This window comes from Dellaglioa sp. L3N (assembly GCF_054941095.1).
In genome coordinates, this window is sequence record NZ_CM142928.1 from 170,201 (window position 1) to 190,885 (window position 20,685).

The 20,685-nt window shown below is 33.2% G+C and carries 15 protein-coding genes; 12 read left to right on the forward strand and 3 right to left on the reverse strand.

The window, feature by feature from the left end:
- The first annotated feature begins 6 nt into the window (after positions 1-6).
- Positions 7-1,740, forward strand: coding sequence for an adenine deaminase (gene ade, locus ACVPPR_RS00830; protein WP_462304779.1), 1,734 nt, complete (start codon positions 7-9; stop codon positions 1,738-1,740).
- A gap of 153 nt (positions 1,741-1,893) precedes the next feature.
- The gene (gene fba, locus ACVPPR_RS00835) at positions 1,894-2,757 is read left to right on the forward strand and encodes a class II fructose-1,6-bisphosphate aldolase (RefSeq protein ID WP_462297833.1); all 864 of its coding nucleotides are present in this window, start codon (positions 1,894-1,896) and stop codon (positions 2,755-2,757) included.
- A gap of 124 nt (positions 2,758-2,881) precedes the next feature.
- Here fba and ACVPPR_RS00840 read toward each other — a convergent pair whose 3' ends face one another.
- Entirely contained in the window at positions 2,882-4,123 is a 1,242-nt protein-coding gene (locus ACVPPR_RS00840; RefSeq protein WP_462304365.1) for an ISL3 family transposase, read from the reverse strand.
- Between the two features lie 245 nt (positions 4,124-4,368).
- Positions 4,369-5,373 (reverse strand): LacI family DNA-binding transcriptional regulator, encoded by a 1,005-nt coding sequence (locus tag ACVPPR_RS00845; protein WP_462304366.1) that lies wholly within the window; start codon positions 5,371-5,373, stop codon positions 4,369-4,371.
- 285 nt (positions 5,374-5,658) lie between these two features.
- Here ACVPPR_RS00845 and ACVPPR_RS00850 point away from each other — a divergent pair, with 285 nt between their 5' ends.
- Positions 5,659-7,719 (forward strand): beta-galactosidase, encoded by a 2,061-nt coding sequence (locus ACVPPR_RS00850; RefSeq protein WP_462304367.1) that lies wholly within the window; start codon positions 5,659-5,661, stop codon positions 7,717-7,719.
- A 12-nt stretch (positions 7,720-7,731) separates the two neighbouring features.
- The gene (locus tag ACVPPR_RS00855; protein ID WP_462304368.1) at positions 7,732-9,666 is read left to right on the forward strand and encodes a glycoside-pentoside-hexuronide (GPH):cation symporter; all 1,935 of its coding nucleotides are present in this window, start codon (positions 7,732-7,734) and stop codon (positions 9,664-9,666) included.
- A 167-nt stretch (positions 9,667-9,833) separates the two neighbouring features.
- Here ACVPPR_RS00855 and ACVPPR_RS00860 read toward each other — a convergent pair whose 3' ends face one another.
- Entirely contained in the window at positions 9,834-10,202 is a 369-nt protein-coding gene (locus tag ACVPPR_RS00860; RefSeq protein WP_462304369.1) for a DUF1304 domain-containing protein, read from the reverse strand.
- A gap of 172 nt (positions 10,203-10,374) precedes the next feature.
- Here ACVPPR_RS00860 and ACVPPR_RS00865 point away from each other — a divergent pair, with 172 nt between their 5' ends.
- The 8 genes from ACVPPR_RS00865 (at position 10,375) to nagE (ending at position 20,622) form a co-directional block, all read left to right on the forward strand.
- The gene (locus tag ACVPPR_RS00865) at positions 10,375-10,854 is read left to right on the forward strand and encodes a DUF2798 domain-containing protein (protein WP_462297844.1); all 480 of its coding nucleotides are present in this window, start codon (positions 10,375-10,377) and stop codon (positions 10,852-10,854) included.
- 152 nt (positions 10,855-11,006) lie between these two features.
- Positions 11,007-12,194, forward strand: coding sequence for an iron-containing alcohol dehydrogenase (locus ACVPPR_RS00870; RefSeq protein ID WP_462304370.1), 1,188 nt, complete (start codon positions 11,007-11,009; stop codon positions 12,192-12,194).
- A gap of 128 nt (positions 12,195-12,322) precedes the next feature.
- Entirely contained in the window at positions 12,323-13,171 is an 849-nt protein-coding gene (locus ACVPPR_RS00875) for a YitT family protein (protein WP_462304371.1), read from the forward strand.
- 10 nt (positions 13,172-13,181) lie between these two features.
- Positions 13,182-13,667, forward strand: a complete 486-nt coding sequence (locus ACVPPR_RS00880; RefSeq protein WP_462304372.1) for a methylated-DNA--[protein]-cysteine S-methyltransferase — start codon at positions 13,182-13,184, stop codon at positions 13,665-13,667.
- A gap of 383 nt (positions 13,668-14,050) precedes the next feature.
- Positions 14,051-14,920 carry a methylenetetrahydrofolate reductase gene (locus tag ACVPPR_RS00885; protein ID WP_462304373.1) on the forward strand — a complete coding sequence of 290 codons (870 nt, stop codon included), beginning with the start codon at positions 14,051-14,053 and terminating at the stop codon, positions 14,918-14,920.
- 493 nt (positions 14,921-15,413) lie between these two features.
- Positions 15,414-16,922 carry a helix-turn-helix domain-containing protein gene (locus ACVPPR_RS00890; protein WP_462304374.1) on the forward strand — a complete coding sequence of 503 codons (1,509 nt, stop codon included), beginning with the start codon at positions 15,414-15,416 and terminating at the stop codon, positions 16,920-16,922.
- Positions 16,922-18,295, forward strand: coding sequence for an FAD-dependent oxidoreductase (locus ACVPPR_RS00895; RefSeq protein ID WP_462297856.1), 1,374 nt, complete (start codon positions 16,922-16,924; stop codon positions 18,293-18,295). Before ACVPPR_RS00890 ends, ACVPPR_RS00895 begins: the two co-directional genes overlap by 1 nt.
- A gap of 344 nt (positions 18,296-18,639) precedes the next feature.
- A complete protein-coding gene (gene nagE, locus ACVPPR_RS00900) occupies positions 18,640-20,622 on the forward strand; it encodes an N-acetylglucosamine-specific PTS transporter subunit IIBC (protein WP_462304375.1) in 1,983 nt (660 codons plus the stop codon).
- Positions 20,623-20,685 lie beyond the last annotated feature (63 nt).

Consider the following 20,685-nt stretch of genomic DNA (forward strand, 5'->3'; position numbering starts at 1 on the left):
GTCATGATGGAAAAAGAAAGTTTAAAGAAGTTAATTGATGTTGCCGCTGGACGGCTTCCTGCTGATTTAGTTTTAACTAATGGTAAAATTGTTGACGTGTACAATGCACGTTTAATTAGTGGGGATGTTGCAATTGTTGATGGTATTATTGCAGGAATTGGTGGGCAATACACTGGGAAATCTGTTGTTGATGTTCACGGACAATTTATTTCGCCAGGCTTTATTGATCCTCATATTCATGTAGAATCAGCTTACGTTAGTCCTGAAGAATTTGGCCGGTTAATGACGCCTCATGGGACTACGACTGTGATGGCAGATCCACATGAAATTGTGAATGTTGCAGGATTAGCAGGATTAGATTACATGATTAATGCGGCTAAAGAAACTGCTTTGGATATTCAATACATGCTTCCTTCATGTGTTCCAGCAACAAAAATGGAAAATTCTGGAGCTGTTATTTCAGCGGCAGATATGGTTGATCCACTTATGCATGATGAAACAAAAGGTTTAGCTGAATTTATGGATTTTCCTGGTGTGATTAATGCTGAAAGTGATGTTCTTGATAAATTATTAGTTGCTAAAAATTTAAATAAACGGATTGATGGACATAGTCCTCAAGTCTATGACAAAGAATTGAATGCGTATGTTGCAGCTGGAATTCAAAATGACCATGAATGTTCAACACTTGAAGAAATGCAAGATAGGTTAAGTCGTGGAATGTATGTGTTTTTACGTGAAGGATCGGTCACACATAATTTAAGAACATTGTTAAAAGGTGTGACACCTAATAATTCTAGAAGAACTGTTTTATGCGGGGATGATGTTCAGGCGAAAACAATTATTGAAAAAGGTCATTTAGATAATAGTTTGAAAATTTGTGTTGAAGAGGGCCTGGATCCTTTAGTTGCGATTCAAATGGCCACGCTCAATGCTGCCGAATGTTGCGAATTGAAAGATCGCGGAGCTGTTGCACCTGGACTTAGAGCTGATCTAGTAGTTATTAGTGATTTGAATAATATGACTGTTTCGAGTGTTTACATTTTTGGTGAAAAAATTGCTGAAAATGGTAATTATTTATTAGAAACTAAAAAATATCTAATTGATAGTGTTCAATCATCTGTTCATTTAACTAACTTTAGTCAAAATAAGTTAAGATTAGCATTAACGAGTAATCGTGTACATGCTATTGAAGTGATACCGAATGAGGCAATTACGATAGATAGAGAAATTGATGTCAGTCGTGATGACGCTGGTGATTTTATCTATAACCCAAGCATCCCAGTCGCTAAAATTTCAGTGATTGAACGTCACCATGAAACGGGTAATATTTTTACTGGTGTATTGAAAGATTATGGAATTAAAGAGGGGGCAATTGCTGTATCTATTGCACATGACTCACATAATTTGATTACAACTGGAACTAATGATCGAGATATGGCATTGGCGATTACTACATTGAAAGATATTCAGGGTGGCATGGTTTTAACGAAAAATAATAAAGTTCTAATGTCGATTCCGTTACCAATTGGTGGCTTGATGAGTGATCAATCAGGAGAATGGATATCAGAAAAGCTTAAAAAATTTAATGAGGTTGCTTATAAAGAATTAGGTATTAATGATAATGTTGATCCTGTTATGACGTTAAGTTTTATGTCGTTAGCTGTTATTCCAGAATTAAAAATTACTGATATGGGATTAGTTAATGTTAGCCGATTTGAATTTGAAGATGTAAGCGTGTAAGTATGTCTAAAACAGTCATAATCGGTCAAAAACAATTGATAATTATAATTATTTAAAAAATGAAAGTTTTATCTGATGACTAAATGTGCTAAAATGTACCTGTATTAAAAAATGCAATACAGACGTATTGTAATTTATCTAGGAGGATTTCAAATGACATTAGTAAATGGTAAAAGTATGTTCGATGCTGCACGTGCAGGTCACTACGCTGTTGGTGCCTTTAACACAAACAACTTGGAATGGACTCGTGGTATTCTTGCTGCTGCCCAAGAAAAAGGTGTTCCTGTTTTAATCCAAACATCAATGGGTGCTGCAAAATACATGGGTGGATACGAATTATGTTTACACCTTGTTCAAGATACTATTAAATCAATGGGTATTACTGTTCCCGTTGTAATGCATTTAGATCATGGTAACTATGAAGCAGCTAAAGAATGTATCGAAGTTGGATACAACTCAGTTATGTTTGATGGCCATGACTTACCATTTGCAGAAAACTTAGAAAAAACAAAAGAAATCGTTGCTTTGGCACATGCTAAAGACATCACAGTTGAAGCTGAAGTTGGCTCAATTGGTGGAGAAGAAGATGGTATCGTCGGAGCTGGTGAATTAGCTGATGTTGAAGAAGCTAAAACACTTGCTGCAACTGGTATTGACTACTTAGCTTGTGGAATTGGTAATATTCATGGCCAATACCCAGCTAACTGGACTGGCTTGAACTTTGATCGTTTAGCAGAATTAGCTGCTGAAATCAAAACACCACTTGTATTACATGGTGGTTCAGGTATTCCTAAAGACCAAATCCAAAAAGCTATTAAAATGGGTGTTTCAAAAGTTAATGTTAATACTGAATGTCAATTAGTATTTGCTGCTGCAACTCGCAAATATATTGAAGAAGGAAAAGACCAAGAAGGTAAAGGTTTTGACCCTCGTAAATTATTCGCACCAGGTACAAAAGCAATCACTGATCTTGTTGAAGATCGTATTGAATGGTTCGGTACAGCAGCTGCTAAATAATTTATTATTTAGTTCTGCTAAAAGAGTTTTCAAAATCATTATGATTTTGGGGCTCTTCGTCAACTGTTGTTGGTGAAATTGTCATTGAGAAATCTGTTATTTAATAACAGGTTTCTTTTTTTGCTTAAAATTTAATTGTACTCAAAATACGTAAACGATACTGGCTAAAATTTTTAAACCCATAAGCATTGCGCTTAATTACTTTTAGTTTATTGTTAAGTCCTTCTAAAGGACCGTTAGAATAGGGATATCGTAGCGCATTTTTTAAATAATCTGGTTGTTTCATGAGTGATACAGTTACCTTTTGAAATTGTTCTGAAACGCCTTTGGCGTTAGTTAACTGATAATTAAGTTTTGACCAATCCTTATTACGGATGGCAGTTAAGCTATTTTGAAGACAATCATAGGTATTAGCTAAGATTGGATCAATAGCTAGTAGATTTTGAATTAGATCTGTTTCAGTTTGCCATTCTTTGAAGTAAGACCAATGACGAAAATTTTTATAATTTAATTGGCCCATTGGTTTTAATAACAATTTCCAATATCGTTTTAATTGTTTGTAGGATTGGGAACTTACTGTAAGTTTTTTCATAACTTGAATTCTAGTTTGATTGAAAGCTCTAGTCATAGATTGAACAATATGAAATCGATCATATACAACAATGGCATTAGGAAACAACGTTTCAGCTAGTTTAGGATAGGTATAATTCATATCTGTCACAATTATTTTGACGTTATCACGTGCAGTTTTAACATAACGATTAAAGTGTTTGGTAATCTGATAGATGGTTCGTGCCTCGATTAAATCAATTAATTCGTGAGTTTTGGCATCCATATATTCAAAGCTTAAGGCATCTTTTGTTGTTTTAATCTCATCGAAAAGAAGAACTTCTGGTAAATAATTTAAATTCACTTTGAAATCATGTTTGGTTAAAGCAAGCACACGACTAACGTAGTTAGTCGAAGTAGCGAGTTCTTTTGCGATATGGGTCATAGAACTCGTTTCTTTTAATTTTTCAATACATGCTTTACGGCAGTTAAGTGAAATGGAACAATGTTTTGTTGTGAGCGTTGTTTGTGCCAAAAAGTAACCGTGGCATGTTTTACAGTGAAAATTTTGTTTGCGTAATTTAAGAATAATAGTCCGTTCAAATGAACGAGGTAAGCGAACCGAAACAGTTCGCCAACCATAATTAATAATCTGATTGGTATTGATAACGCCACATTTTTGGCAAGCTTTAGGACGATAATTTAAAGTACCATAAATAAAAATAGTACTATCAGAATTAGACTGAATAGCTAAATTATTATCAATTATAATATTTGGGTCTTCTATTCCAAGTAAAACTTTAGTATGATTAATCATGAGGGGACCTCTTTCTTTTGGGCTGGCTGGCCATTAAAGGAAACGAAGTTCCCTTTTTTGTATTATTATATAAAAAAATTGCCGCCAGTGATAGATTTTCTATCACCAACAACAAATATTGTAGAGCCGATTTTGGGGCTCTTTTTTTGTACGGTTAATCTATAATTTAAATGTAATATTTAAATAAAATGGCTCTTTATCAACGATTATTGATAAAGAGCCATTTTATTACCTGAATTTTTGATTTATTTATGTGGTTGTAAAAAGCTTTGACGATAAACAATATCAGCATCGAGTAAAATATTTTTATGAGTATTAACTGGGAAAATAATATTATCTTTTAGTGTGGTAATTGCAGTTTTAGCCAATTGATCAGTATCAATTTTAAATGTTGTTAGTGGTGGTGAAGTATATTTAATAATATCAATATCGTTAATACTGATGATTGAAGTGTCATTTGGTACACGAATATTGTGTTCATTAAAAGCTTGTAAGACACCAACGGCTAAAAGATCTGATGCAATTATAAATCCATTTGGTAGTGGACATTTGTTTAAATTATTAATAATTTGATTTCCGAGAGAATAACCAGTTTTGATAGAAAAGTCATCACCGATATAGATTAATTTTTGATTTAATAATCCTAATTCTCTTAAATGACTTTCAATATATTTTTGACGAGGATCTTTTAACCTAGTGGATACTGTATTTGCATGCCATAAAGAGCCACCAATAAAACCAATTGATTGGAAATTATCTTGAACAAAAAGATTAACAGCTTGTTCAATAATTGATTCTAAATTAGGTTGAACAGAATTAAATTTATGGGAATCAGGATTTGAATCAATAAAAAGGCAAATAGATGAATATTTGTATAGTAACTCAAGGTCATTAGATTGAAATTGACCAATTGCCAATATTCCATCAGTGTCAGAGGGGACATCTGTAATTTGTGAGTAGAAAGTTAATGACATGTTAGTTTTTTTGGCAGAATTAACAATACTTTGTCTAAGGTTATTATAGTAAATATCTTCTAATTCTTTCCGTGGTAAGATGGCAAAAATAACAGCAATTTTATATTTACCATGTGTTGTTGCATTAACTTTTTGATAATTTAGAGTTTGTGCTGTTTCTAAAATTTTATTACGGGCAGAATCAGAAATTGAAAAAGTGGGGTCGTTATTTAACAATCTAGAAACAGCTGCGGGAGAATAGCCAGCTTTTGCAGCAATTTCTCGAATAGTAGTCATGATAATCATCTCCTAAAATAATAGTATTTAATCGTTAATAGTTTTAGTAAATCATTTAGTTGGAAACGGTAACATTAACTAAACTATAGCACAATTCTGAATTGAAAACAGGGTGAAATAGTCGATATATAGCATAGTAAACATGGTAAACAAAGATAATTTTTTGTTTACCATGTTTTAGTAATTAACCTAGGAAAGCGCTTGCGTAGGGTGTTTTAACCGACTATGCTAGAACTATGTTATTGATAACAAACTAATAAATTATTGAAAGTGGGTATTATAAAAATGGTTACAAAATTAAATATAACCAATTTTTTGCATGGAGGAGATTACAATCCTGAACAATGGTTAGATCAACCAGAAGTGATTAAATCTGATTTTAATGCTTTTAAGGATGCCAAAATAAATACATTTAGTCTAGGAATATTTTCATGGGCAAAATTAGAACCAGAAGAAGGTAAGTTTGATTTTTCTTGGTTAGATGAAATATTCGATAAAATATCTGCACAAAATGGAAAAGTTATTTTAGCAACACCAAGTGGGGCACGTCCAAGATGGTTAGCTGAAAAATATCCAGAAGTATTGAGAGTTAATGCAAGAGGGGAACGACAACTTTATGGTGAGCGACATAATCATTGTTATACATCGCCAGTTTATCGTGACAAGGTTCAGATTATAAATCGTAAATTAGCAGAACATTATGGTCATAATGGAATGGTTATTTTGTGGCATATTTCTAATGAATACGGCGGTGAATGTTACTGTGATTTGTGCCAAGCAGAATTTCGCAAATGGTTACAAAAAAAATATCAAACTATAGATCATTTAAATCACGCTTATTGGACAACTTTTTGGAGCCATACTTATACAAATTGGAATCAAATTAAAGCACCAATGCCAAGTGGTGATACAGGTGTGTTAGGGTTGAATCTTGATTGGCATCACTTTGTAAGTGATCGAACTATTGATTTTTTCGATGAAGAAATTAAACCATTGCGTGAACTTACGCCAGATATTCCAGTTACAACGAATTTTATGGGTGGTAATCCACCTGAATCTCATGTTTTTTATGATTTAGACTATCAAAAATTTGCTAAACATGTTGACGTTGTAAGCTGGGATTCATATCCTAATTGGGCTAATGATTACGAAAGTACAAAACATTTAGCAATGAAAACAGCTTTGATGAATGATACGATGCGTGGTCTTAAAATGGATAATTATTTAATTATGGAAAATACACCATCACAGGTTAATTGGCATCCATACAATCGGGCTAAACGACCAGGAATGCATGAAATGGCAAGCCTACAAGAAATATCACATGGTGCTAATTCAATTATGTATTTTCAGTTACATCAGTCATTAGGGTCATCTGAAATGTTTCATGGTGCTGTGATTAATAATCAATTACAAACAAAAACACGAGTTTATCAAGATGTTATTAAAGTTGGTAATGATTTAGAAAAATTAAAGTCTGGATTATTAACAAAACATCAAAAAGCGAAAGTAGCAATTATTTTTGATTATGCAAATATGTGGGCATTAGACGATAGTCGTAATTATGCATCAAAAACTAAAAAATATTGGAGAACTATTAGTGAACAATATCAATATTTTTGGGAACATGATATTCCAGTTGATATTATTTCAACAGAACAAGAAATAACTGATTATAAATTAGTCATTGATCCAATGCATTTTTTGATGAGTAGTGTCTTTGCAGAAAAATTAGCGGCTTTTGTTAAACAAGGTGGTAGATTGGTTGGGACGTATATTACAGGCATCGTTGACTCAGAATTTTTAACGTACCAAGGCAGCTGGCCTCAAGGGCTACAAGATAGTTACGGTATAGAAATTCAAGAAACAGATACCCTATATCCTAAGCAAAAAAATACTATTTCGATGAATAATCAGGTATATGAAGCTAAAGATTACTGCGAGGTAATTAAGGTAAAAGGTGCCGAAACGTTAGGGACTTACCAAAATGATTTTTATAAAGAAACACCGGCGGTAACAAAACATAATTTTGGTAAAGGAATTGCGTACTATCAGGGTTGTAGACTAGATAATGAATTTCTTACTAATTTTTATAAAGAAATAACTGAGGAGTTAAATCTTAAGTCAACATTACCTGTTAAAAAAATGACTAATAATGTTTCAATTCAAATTAGAGAAAATGATACTAAAAGATATTATTTTATTATTAATTTTAGTCATAAGGCTACAAAGGTCGAAACAGTAACGTCTTTATATGATGTGCTTATGGAAGAGATACAGCCTAGCACCCAACTAACTTTACCTGCATATGGCGTTAAAGTATTAGTAGAAAAATTAAAAAGTTAGGGAGTAATAATAATGGATAATCAAAAGGTAGGGAAAAAACATTTAACGTGGATACAGTTAAGAGAACGAATTGCGTTTGCGCTAGGTAATTTAGGTCATTCTGCGTTTTATGGTGCCTTGAGTACATACTTTATCGTTTATGTTACAAGTGGAATGTTTAGTGATGTTAGTCCCAAAGTAGCTAATCGCTTGATAGCATTAATAACAACGTTGGTCGTTATTATTCGCTTAGCAGAGGTTGTTGTCGATCCCATTTTAGGCAACATTGTAGATAACACAAAAACTAGATGGGGTAAATTTAAGCCATGGCAAGTTATTGGTAGTGTGGTGAGCTCTATATTATTGGTAATTGTATTTAGTGGTATTTTTGGATTAGCTAAAGTTAATTGGCTTTTATTTGCAATTTGTTTTGTCATAATATTTGTTACTTTAGATATTTTTTATTCATTTGCAGATGTAGCATATTGGGGTATGGTTCCTGCTATCAGTGGTGATAGTAAAGAGCGTGGTATTTTTACAGCCTTAGGAAGTTTTACTGGGTCAATCGGTTGGAATGGTTTGACAATGATTGTAGTTCCAATCACAACATACTTTACATTTTTAGCAACGGGTAAGCATGAACAAGGAACCCAAGGTTGGTTAGCCTTTGCAATTATTGTTGGTATCGTTGCAATTCTCTCCGCATTAGCAGTTGCTTTTGGAACAACAGAAAAGCATGATGTTATTCGAGAAGCTGCAAGTAAAAAAACGTCAATTAAAGATGTTTTTGTTGGAATTATAAAAAATGATCAAATTTTATGGATTAGTTTTGCATATTTAATGTATTCACTAGCTTATGTAGTTACAAATGGAGTATTGTTCTATCTCTTTAAATTTGTAATCGGTAAACCAAATGAATTTTGGATTGCTGGTGCAGTAGCCACAGTTGTTGGCTTTTCAACAGCACCTTTATATCCTATTTTAAATAAATTTATTACACGTAAAATTTTATTTTTGATTGGTCAAATCTCAATGATTTTGTCATATATCATATTTATTTTTGGTAGCAGTAATATGATTTTAGTCATCCTTGGATTAATATTATTTAATTTTACATTTGCCCAATTAGTTATTGTACTATCTTTAACAGATTCTATTGAATACGGTCAGTTAAAAAATGGAAATCGTAATGAAGCTGTTGTTCTTGCAGTTCGACCAATGCTAGATAAAATTACTGGTGCATTTTCGAATGGTATTGTAGGATCAATCGCTATTATGGCAGGAATGACAGGTAGCGCAACAGCGGCTGATATTACTGCGAAAAATGTTCATATGTTTAAAATTTTTGCTTTTTATAGCCCACTAGTATTCTCTATTTTAGCATTGATTATTTTTATGTTTAAAGTTAAAATTACTGAGAAAAAACATGCTGAAATTGTTGGAGAATTGGAAAGTAAATTGGCGCGTGGTGAAATATCGATGGATGACGATGTAGCAATTACTACAGAACTTGTTGATACTACAGTTTTGGCACCAGTTGATGGAACTTTAATGCCATTGAATTCAGTTCCAACAGGATTTAGAGGAAAAGGATTTGCTATTCAACCGACAGATGGGAAAATTTATGCACCATTTGATGGTCAAATTAAATTTACATTTTCAACTAGACATACACTTGGTATTATTTCAGAGTCTGGTTTGGAGACAATCATTCATGTGGGACTTGAAACAGTTAATATGCGTGGTGAAGGATTCATAACACATTATAATGATGGTCAAAAGGTTAAAGCTGGAGAGTTACTTTTGAGTTTTGATCAAGAGTTAATTCATAAAGCTGGTTATGATGATATTGTAATTGTCTTCTTTACGCAACCAAATCGTGTTGGTAAGATGGATGAAATATTAACGAAGTCAGTGCACCATGGAAATGAAGTTCAAAATATATCTTTGAATATAGAGACAAAATAAATTATATTATGTTAGATGGTAGTAAATTCGTAAGATAATCGAATTTACTACCATCTTTTTAATTATTATAGTACTGGTGTATATATAAACAAAAATTAGGCAATCAATTTTAAATATTAATTGATTGCCTAGAAAGTTATTTAATGCCAACTGGTTAAGTTGTTGACCTATAAAGTAAAAGTAATGGCGATAAACGCTAATAATGCGGGTAATCCTTGAACTAAAATGATCTTTTTAGCTGCTGTTAAACTACCAAAAATAGCAGCGATGAAAATAAATCCGGTGAAAAGTAACAGCATTGATTTAAGTGCTGCACCAGATAGTATTAAGAGAACAATCATAAGGCCAATACTGATAAAACCATTGTATAGCCCTTGATTTGCCATTAATGATTTAGCTTCTTTTTGATTTAGAAATTCTGGTTTTAATTCAAAAGCGTTTTGGGCTGTTGAACTCGTTGAGAAAAACATTTCTAATATCATAATAAATAGATGTTCAAGTGCGACAATCCAAGATAATATAAGTGCAATTAACATAAAAATACCTCCTTAATAGTTGTAAGTTAAGTATAACGTAATCCGAATGATGCCACAAACAATCGATTTAATCGCTTACAATGAGAAAAGTTTAATATTCAAAAAAAGACTTATGCAAGCAAACGATTTTGTGTAAGATAAGTCTTTATTAACAATATTAAGGAGAATTATAATGCCAACAAATGCAAAAGAAGGAATTATTTTTACAACATTAATGTGCTCGATGATGGTTTTCGTTATGAGTGCGTACAATTTATTATTAGTCGGAAAATTAGGAATGGCTACATTATTACTTGGATTCATTCCAGGTTTTATTGTTGCTTTCATTTTAGATGTTTTAGTTGTCGGTAAAATTGCGATGGCAATTGCTGATAAATTACCACTTAATCATGACAAAATGTGGCAAATGATTCTTGCAATCTCAGGAATGATGATTTGTGGAATGGTAGCCTTTATGTCACTTTATGGTCTGCTTATTGAAGGCGGGATGCCAGTTCATTTCTGGTCGTCATACCTTACAACTATCGGACGTAATATTATTGTCGCTGTACCATTACAATTGATTATCGTTGGACCAATTTCAAGAAAAATTTTGAGCATGATTCATGCAAATGATGAAGCTAAAAAGACCGTACAAAGCGATGTCATTTAATTGATAATTAGAAAAGAGTTTACCTTTTTAAAGGTGAATTCTTTTTTAGTAAGTGCTTACACTAGAAGGACCTTACTAGAAAGCGTTATACTGTAGATGTTCAGTAAAAATGATTTTTAATATAACTTCAAAATACAAAGGAGATTATAATTATGAAAGATTTTCAATTTAAAAATACAACAGATATTCGTTTTGGTTCAAATCGGATTGAAACAGAATTACATGATGCGGTCGCACAATTTGGGCCTAACGTACTATTAACATACGGTGGTGGATCAATTAAACGCTCAGGATTATATGATACTGTAAAGAAGATTTTGAGTGATTTAAATGTTGTCGAATTAGCAGGAATTGAACCTAATCCTAAGATTAATTCAGTTCGTGAAGGTCAAAAGTTAGCTAAAGAAAATAAAATTGATGTTATTTTGGCTGTCGGTGGTGGTTCAGTTGTCGACGCTTCAAAAATGATTGCTTCAGCAGCATTTTATGAAGGAGATCCTTGGGATTTAGTTATCGAACCAGCAAAACGTTTTAAAATTGATCAATTACCATTTGTTGATATCTTAACATTATCAGCTACTGGGACTGAAATGAATGCTGGATCAGTGATTTCAAATCTTGAAACAAATGAAAAATTAGGTAGTTTTGGACCTAAAACACCAGCTGTTTCATTTCTAGATCCAGCATTAACAATGAGTGTTTCAAAATGGCAAACAGCTGCTGGTTCAATTGATATTTTCTCTCATTTGACAGAGCAATATTTTGATAAAGAAAAGAATAATGATGTGTCTGATGGGATGATTGAAGGTATCATGCGGACAGTTATTAAATGGGCACCAATTGCTGTTGCAGAACCTGATAATTATGACGCTCGTGCTAACCTAATGTGGTCATCAACTATGGCATTGAATGGAATTATGCGATTAGGCTACGAAGATGGTTGGACGTCACATCCAATTGAACATGAATTATCAGCTTACTATGATATTACTCATGGTGTTGGTTTAGGTATTGTGACACCTCGTTGGATGAAATTTGTTTTATCTGCAGATACGGTTGCTAAGTTTGCAAAATTTGGTCGCAATGTTTGGCATATCCAAGATGATGATGACCAAGTAGTTGCTGATAAGGCAATTCAAGCAGTTTACGATTGGGTTAAATCATTAGGTGTTCCAACTACCTTGCCAGGTGTTGACATTAATGATGAAACAAACTTTAAAGTGATGGCTGAATCAGCTGTCAAAGTTGGAAAATTAGATAGCGCTGTTTATGTTGATATGTCAGTTAATGATGTTATTGATTTATACAAAGCTGCAATGACAACTGACGGATTTGAATAAAAATGTTAAAGGCATCCAAAATTTTGGATGCTTTTTTTGTGCAATGAAGCTTAAATTTGTTTTCTGTAATAAAGTTCAGTATGCTAAATAATAAGAGATTACAAATCTAGAACGGAAAGAGGGCCTTTATGATAAATAGGATAAAACCACAAGTGATTCAGGGATTACTCATGTTGATTGGTTTAGAAATTATTGCGATAAGTATTAATTTCTTTTATGCACCGCAAGAAGTTGCAGTTGGTGGTGCAACCGGGATTGCAATACTTTTGGAAACAGCATTCAAATGGAACGTTTCCGTTGTGTTATTGAGTATTAATATTGCGTTATTGATTTTAGCTTATTTTATGTTGGATCGTTCAACAACTAAAAAAATTATGGTAGGCAGCTTTGTTTTACCCTTGTTTTTAGCGATTACGCCCCAAATAAATGTTGTTGAAGACAGATTATTAGCTGTTATTGTCGGTGGCGCGGTTTTTGCGGTGGGTATTTCGATTCTTTATCGAATTGGTGCCTCAAGTGGTGGGACAACTGTTCCACCGTTGATTGTTAAAAAGTATTTCAATATTAAACCTGCATCAAGTCTATTAGTGATTGATGGTATTGTGTGTGTTTTCAATATATTTGTCTCGGGTTCTGAAGCGTTTATTTTAGCTATTTTTTCATTAATCATTACGTATTTTATTATGAATTATATCGAAACGGGATTAGATCGCAAGAAAGTGCTATACGTGATGGGCACAGGAGCAGGATTAGAAAAATTAAAAACAGATATTAATGCTACTTTGGACAGAGGGGTTACCATTTTTGAGGTCAAAGGTGGCTATTCAGGAGAAAGTAAAGAAATGTTGATGATTGTTGTTGAAAATCAAAATTATCAACAAATGTTGAACAAAGTTCATGAGATTGAGCCAAATGCCTTTATTATTGTGTATAATATCGCAGAAGTTCATGGTGCGAACTTGTCTGGAATTCAATAGGAGTTTTAATATGTATGTGATGAACTGGAGTAATGGCACGAATCGCTATTGGTTGGGGATGACTGATAAAGGACTCAGTTTTGTTGGATCGCCAAATGGGTTAAAGAGCGAAATTGAAGAATTTTATCCGAAAGCTAACTTTCAAGAGAATGATGCTCTATTTCAAACAATAACTGAAGAATTACAAGCTTATTTTATAGGTGTCAGACAAGAATTTACAGTAGCTATTGATTTTGATGTAAGCGGGACTAAACTGCAAAATGAGGTTTGGCAACAGTTACGACTAATTCCTTATGGTGAAACGAGATCGTATTCTGAGTTGGCGTTAAAAGTTGGTCATCCGGAAGCCGTTCGAGCGGTGGCAAGTGCGGTTGGCCGGAATCCTATTTTAATGGTTGTTCCTTGTCACCGTATAGTAAGAAAAGACGGTAGTCTAGGTGGCTATCGTGGTGGCAGCAAGATGAAGAAACAATTATTAGAATTAGAGTGTAAATAAAAAATCATCATTGTCGGGGGAGACAATGATGAAATAAGAGTAAGCTAGTTAGTTTCGGGGGAAATTAGCTAGCTTATTTAATTAGAGTGTAACAAGTACTTATGTAGAAAATAGATAGGTCTATTTTAATTTAAAAAACACTAGCTACTTCAGGAGTAGTAGTGTAAAAATACTAATCTATTCGAGACTCTGGGGGGAGTAAGTTAGATCTAAATGAAATGTTGCAGTATTTTTATAATAAATTTAAAATAGATACAAAATATTTTCGTGTCTATATTCATAGTATACGGGTTTATTTTTGAAAATATACTCATGTGACAACTTTGTTAGTTTATAATTAAATTTGTAAGATATATGAGAAAAATGATTTGGAGGAAGCAATTTTGAATTTCCTAGAAAAAGTAAAAATGAGTAAAACGATTTTAGTTGAGTGGAATACGCCTAGTACGCTTAATTCAAATGATTTCTTTGAAGGTGCTGATGTGTTGAGAAAATTAGACATTGATGCCTTATCAATTGCGGATAATCCTTTAGGAAAAGCACGTATTTCAAATGCATTAATGGGTTACAAATTGAGTGAGAAAGGCCTGCCTGTCATTATTCATTTAACAACACGTGACCATAATTTAGTTGGTTTAGAGTCACAGTTAATGGGATTGAGTTCTGTTGGTTTGAATGATGTAATGATTATTAAAGGCGATCCTGCGAAAACGCAGGGGGCAACAAATGTCTATGATGTGACGTCTAAACAATTAATGATGGCAATTAAACAAATGAATCAAGGCATATCACCTTCTGGACGTGAACTGAATGGCCAAACGCATTTTAAAATTGGCGGTGCATTTAATATTAATGCGCAAGAACTAGATTTGGAATTTGAAGATATTAAACGGAAAATAGATGCTGGTGTGGATTATATAATCACGCAATCTGTGTTTAATATGACTAATGTTAATCGTTTAAAAGAGTGGCTAAAGACTAATGAAATAGCTATACCAATTTTTATTAGTGTGATGCCTGTACTTTCATTTGAGCGCGCAAAATTTATTCAAGATAACGTTCAAGGAATTGATTTAAATGATGAATTCATGGCCGAAATGAAGCAAGCTGAGCTAGAAAATAAGGAACGTGAAGTGGGTATTATAGCTTCTCAAAAATTGCTTAAGGAGGTATCAAAAGTCTTTAAGGGGATTCATTTAGTGACGCCGGGATCAGATTATCAGGCCATTGTTGAAATTATTCAAGGCACATAAAAAGCCATTATCTGGGAGGATAATGGCTTAAAGGAGTAGGAATAATTAAAATCGGGGGAGAAATTAATTAGGTGTTAATTGTTTAATTAAGGTATGAATACATAATAACAAGTAATTGTGAAGAAAGTGTGACTGAAGTTAGTCAAAATTAATTTTATTAGGTTAGTCAATTTTTAGGCAAAAAAAAACGACACCGTAACGTAAGTTACAGTGTCGAAAAGGGTAAAACAGTCAAAATCAATTGGGGGATTGATTTTGATATTCAGACCTTGGGGGAGGTACTGAATAAGTTTTATTGATTAGGTTACTTATCCAATATACCAATTGTTTGTTTAAAATGCAAGAGTTAAATTAAATAAAATTAATAAAAAAAGTTATTCGTACCAATTTAGCCTGTTTCGCGGTAATATATGACTAGAATAAAAATTAGAATTGACCTTTTTAGACATTTCGGGTAAATGGTCAAATGAAGCTGGGGATTTTATTTATATATATGGAAGACTTTTTAGATGGACAAGAAAAAATTTCTAATCAAATATTAGAATTACTTCAAACACATGGTGGCTATTTAAGTAAGAAAAAATTAACGGAATCATTACAAATATCTGGTAACTCATTACGAATCTATTTAAAAAACATTGAAGTAAGACTTGAAAAATTCATCGAGTCTGGTCATGTTTTTTTTGAGGTTGGAGCTAATCATGTTAAATTTGGCGTTGATGGGACAACGAACTTGTCCAATATTGGTAACGATCTGTTAAGACATTCATACAAATATAAAATAATTATGTATTTATACATGAATGAAACATTGAATTTAATTGAGCTCGAGAACGAATTGCATATTAGTGGTTCATCAATAACAAGACGAATTAAAGAATTGAATGAGACGTTGGCAGAATTCGATTTAAAAATTAGAAATCGACGACTTGTCGGTACTAAACTCCAATTAAATTATTTTTATTATCTATTTTTCATTAGAGTTGCGCCTTTTACGAATAGAGAAGAACTTTTATCAAAAAGTGCAACAGTTAATGAGTATGTTGAGGTATTGAATAAACAATATGACTTAGAATGGTCTGATGATGAAAAATTTAGTGTGTATTTATGGCTTAAAATTCTGATTCGTTTGAATTCATATAAGGAACAACAAGAAGAAAAATTAACGTCAGCTTCGCGTGAATTAATTAAAAATAATCCAGCGTACGCTAAGGTTAAAATCAGTTTTTTCAGATTCTTAAAAAAATACGCATTGTCTTTTGTTGAAGAAGATGCAGTTGGTCTGTATTACTTTTTAATTGGTTTTGATTTAATTAAAAATGATTCCGAGTTATATGTACAAATTAAGGATGACGATATTGATAAGGAAACGCCAATTAATGCGGCAATTAATCTTTTTTGGAGTGATATTGAGGAAAATACTTATTTCAAAAATGACTCAAAAATTAACTATAATTTATTTAATTTATACAGTAAATTAGCCATATTTAAGGGTGAAAGTTTTATTTATAATCGAACGATTACAGAATTTAATCGTAAATCATTAGAGCGAGAAGATTTTACCCAAATTGTTCAAAAATTATTGACTGCCTATCAATCTGTGACACAATTTGATGGATTGAATTCTCAAGATGATTTATATTATTTACAAAATCAATATTTATATATATTGAATATTTTAAATTTTGAATTTGATGATGTCTTAAAAATTGGGTTATTAATCAATCGTGATCCAATTATGGAGAAATTGACTATGATTATCATGGAGCGCGTTTTGCACAGTGTTTTGAACGTTCAGGTAGAGATTTTTCAAGAAGATAAAGATTATGATTTAATTCTGACAAATAGGATGGGTATGAGCCAGGAACAATTTAAGTCACCGTTATACGTCATGTCAGAGATTGGGGTCAGTTCTGATGAAGCCATCGCTAATGTGGTAAGTGAAGTTATAGAAATTGATAAAATTAAAAAAATAAATGTCCAAAGTTTGGAGGAAGAATAATGAAATATGTCATTGTTGGTGGCACACATGCTGGGATAGCTGCCGCTAGAACAATTTTAAAATCAGACTCGACTGCTGAGGTTGTCATTCTTGAAATGAAGGAAAGCGTTAGCTATATTTCATCTGGAATTAATTTGTATTTGGATGGGGTTATTGATGACTTACCAGATGCAAGCTATGCAACACCTGAATTATTGGAATCTGAAGGAATTGAATTAGTATGCAGTACCGAAGTCTTGCATGTCAGTCCAAAAGATCAACGAATCTATGTGATTGATTCGGCTGGACGTTACAGTTATATTAATTATGATAAATTGATTTTAGCCAATGGGTCCAAGGTGGTTAAGCCAAGAATAAAGGGGATTAACAATAAAAATGTCGTTCTTTATAAAAATCTAGAAGAATCACAACATGCGCTAGAACAGTTGAATTCAGCAGGTAAACGTATTGTGATTGTTGGGGCGGGATTAGTGGGATTGGCATTAGCTAGTTCAATTTATGAGAGACATAAGGGTGAAAATGTCGATATTACATTTGTCGAAGTAATGGAAGGTATTTTAACACGTTACGTGGATAAAGAAATTGGCGCTCGTTTAATTAGTGACTTAAAAGAAAAAGGTATGAAATTTGTTTTAAAAAATGATGTTCATTCTGTTAACGTTGATAAAAATGATAAAATAGTCAGCGTTTCAACAACTGATCAGGAGATTGACTGTGATTTAGTTGTCTTTTCTGTTGGTTTAAAACCAAACAATGATTTTTTGAGAGGGACAATTGAACTCAATCAAAATAACACTATCAAAATTAATGATTACATGCAGACAAGCGATGAAAATATCTATGCTGCTGGTGATAATGTTGAATTTAAGCAAACGGTGAGTCAACGTCGACAGTATCAACCACTTGTTAATAATTCTGTTAAAGGGGCAATTGTTGCTGCCTATAATTGCATGGGATTATTTGAACCTGTTAAAGTTGAAACAACTCAGGGGACAACGGGAACAAAATTATTTGGCTATTACATAGCGACTACGGGAATTACTGAAGAAAATGCCCCTTATATGGGGTTGGACGTTTTATCTAGTACAATTGAAGAAAAAATTCAGTACAATTATGTTAAAGATGGGTCTGCTATTATTGTTAAAGTTATTTACATGAAGGATACTGAAATAATTGTTGGTGCACAACTTTATTCAGAACATGACATATTAGATGTTGTTAATATCATGTCAGTAGCGATTAATATGCAAATGACGATGGCTAAATTAGCGACAATGGATTTTTATTTTAATCCAGAATACAATAAAGCGTTAAATTCTTTAAATGAAGTGGCACTTGCGAGAACTGTTAAAGGGCGTCATATAGGCGAATAGAATTAAAAATATCAATAATTGAGGGTTAACCCTCAATTATTGATATTTTTAATTCCTTTTTATGTGGCATACTAGGCATTGTAAATAAATGATTCACAGGGGTTTTATTGATTAGTATATAGAATATCGAAGAGAAGATGTAGTGTGGGGACGCTTATTTTTCTGAAAGAGGTTACTTAATGTAAATTAGGTAACTCTTTTTTTTACCAAAAATAAAATTGGTATAGATGTTTAATGGAATTTAAAACGTTGTCTAAATGCCCTTTTTGACTGGATTATATATTATTTGATTTTTTTTGGTCTATCATGTAATATAATTTCATAAGAGAAAAAGGGGATATAAAATGAAAAGTTATTTACAAAGAATGGGACGCTCGTTGATGTTGCCAATCGCAGTTTTACCGGCAGCAGCATTATTAGTTGGTATTGGGAATTGGTTACCGCAAGATTGGTTCGCGGCAACCTTTATGCAGGCTGGTGGGAGTGCGATTTTAAATAATTTAGCACTCTTGTTCGCAGCAGGATTGGCTTTAGGAATGTCGACTGACAAGGATGGGGCTGCGGCACTAGCTGGTGTTGTGGCATTTGAAATTCCCGTCAAAATGTTGGAACCAACTTCAATTGCAACGTTATTAGGTATAAAAGTTGCAGATGTTAATCCAGCGTTTAGTTCCATAAGTGGAAATGTTTTTATTGGTATTATTGCGGGATTGATCGCAGCCGCAATGTATAATCGTTTCCATAATGTAAAATTACCGATGGCTGTTTCATTTTTTAGTGGGAAACGGTTAGTGCCAATTATGTCAGCGCTTGTGATGATTTTTGTTACGCTGGCCTTACTATTCGCATGGCCAGTCGTTTATGCATGGTTAGTTGCATTTGGTAAATTCATGGTTGGACTCGGTTGGGTTGGGGCTGGATTATACGGGTTCTTCAACCGTTTATTGATTCCAACCGGACTACATCAAGCATTGAATTCAGTTTTTTGGTTCGATGTTGCTAAAATTAATGATATTGGGAACTTTTGGAGTAACACAGGAATTAAAGGGACAACCGGTATGTATATGGCAGGCTTTTTCCCAATTATGATGTTTGGGTTACCAGCTGGTGCTTATGCTATTTATCGTAATGCTTTACCAGAACGGAAAAAAGAAGTTGGCTCATTGATGTTAGCTGGTGCTTTTGCGTCGTTTTTCACAGGTGTGAGTGAACCTTTAGAATTCTCTTTTATGTTCGTTGCTTGGCCTTTATACGTCATTCACGCGGCATTAACTGGATTGTCTTTGGCGTTTGCTGCATTTATGCATTGGACAGCTGGGTTTACATTTAGTGCGGGATTGGTTGATTACGTCTTGAGTTTACGTGTGCCGATGGCTAATATGCCATTGATGTTACTCGTACAAGGGGTTGTTATGGCAATTATTTACTACACACTATTTAATTTTGCAATCAAAAAATTCAATTTAATGACACCTGGTCGTGAACCAATTGCTGATGATATTCAAATATCATCAGAATTAGGTGACGATAAATATGCACGCCAAGCTCAAATTGTTTACGCTGCCCTTGGTGGTAAAGACAATTTAACAGTGGTTGATAATTGTACAACACGTCTCCGTTTACAAGTTAAAGACACAAGCCTTGTTAATGAAGCTGCGCTTAAAGCATCAGGAGCTGCTGGGTTTAAGGTGATTGATAAAACGAATATTCAAGTTGTTATTGGGACTGAGGTTCAATTTGTTGCTGATGAACTTGGTAAATTATACGAGGCAAAAGTGGATTCAATCTCACTCAGTAATGATGAACTACAGGCAAATGTTGATAAATTGAACGATACAGCTAACGATAATGATACAGTGGTTGTTGGTCATGAATCCTTTTATACAGTCGCAGATGGCGAATTAATGCCTATTTCAGACGTAAAAGACGAGACCTTTGCTGAAAAAATGTTGGGTGACGGTTATGCGGTGGAACCAACGAATGGTGAGATTTATGCGCCAGTTGCTGGTAAAGTGGCAAGCATTTTCCCAACGAAACATGCAATTAGTATCATGACTGAAACGGGATTAGAAGTTCTATTACACATGGGTATTGATACGGTTCAGTTGGAAGGGAAACCTTTTGAAGTGGTTGTTTCTGAAGGTGATACGCTTAAAAAAGGGGACTTAGTTTCACAAGTTGATTTAGACGCAATTAAAGCCGCTGGTAAAGAAACGACAATGATGGTTGTTTTAACAAATATGGATAAAGTTTCTGATATTGCATTTGAGCATTTGAATGAAACTGTTAAAGCAAATGAAATTTCAGCAACTGTCCAAACTAAATAAGAATAAGTAAAAGCAGACCGATAGTTTTGGTCTGCTTTTTTGGTATAGATAGGGATTTTGGTT

Excerpts from the sequence above, each read along its gene's own strand:
- ade (WP_462304779.1), top strand. The coding sequence starts at position 7 with ATGGAAAAAGAAAGTTTAAAGAAGTTAATTGATGTTGCCGCTGGACGG.
- fba (WP_462297833.1), top strand. The coding sequence starts at position 1,894 with ATGACATTAGTAAATGGTAAAAGTATGTTCGATGCTGCACGTGCAGGT.
- ACVPPR_RS00840 (WP_462304365.1), bottom strand. The coding sequence starts at position 4,123 with ATGATTAATCATACTAAAGTTTTACTTGGAATAGAAGACCCAAATATT.
- ACVPPR_RS00845 (WP_462304366.1), bottom strand. The coding sequence starts at position 5,373 with ATGACTACTATTCGAGAAATTGCTGCAAAAGCTGGCTATTCTCCCGCA.
- ACVPPR_RS00850 (WP_462304367.1), top strand. The coding sequence starts at position 5,659 with ATGGTTACAAAATTAAATATAACCAATTTTTTGCATGGAGGAGATTAC.
- ACVPPR_RS00855 (WP_462304368.1), top strand. The coding sequence starts at position 7,732 with ATGGATAATCAAAAGGTAGGGAAAAAACATTTAACGTGGATACAGTTA.
- ACVPPR_RS00860 (WP_462304369.1), bottom strand. The coding sequence starts at position 10,202 with ATGTTAATTGCACTTATATTATCTTGGATTGTCGCACTTGAACATCTA.
- ACVPPR_RS00865 (WP_462297844.1), top strand. The coding sequence starts at position 10,375 with ATGCCAACAAATGCAAAAGAAGGAATTATTTTTACAACATTAATGTGC.
- ACVPPR_RS00870 (WP_462304370.1), top strand. The coding sequence starts at position 11,007 with ATGAAAGATTTTCAATTTAAAAATACAACAGATATTCGTTTTGGTTCA.
- ACVPPR_RS00875 (WP_462304371.1), top strand. The coding sequence starts at position 12,323 with ATGATAAATAGGATAAAACCACAAGTGATTCAGGGATTACTCATGTTG.
- ACVPPR_RS00880 (WP_462304372.1), top strand. The coding sequence starts at position 13,182 with ATGTATGTGATGAACTGGAGTAATGGCACGAATCGCTATTGGTTGGGG.
- ACVPPR_RS00890 (WP_462304374.1), top strand. The coding sequence starts at position 15,414 with ATGGAAGACTTTTTAGATGGACAAGAAAAAATTTCTAATCAAATATTA.
- ACVPPR_RS00895 (WP_462297856.1), top strand. The coding sequence starts at position 16,922 with ATGAAATATGTCATTGTTGGTGGCACACATGCTGGGATAGCTGCCGCT.
- nagE (WP_462304375.1), top strand. The coding sequence starts at position 18,640 with ATGAAAAGTTATTTACAAAGAATGGGACGCTCGTTGATGTTGCCAATC.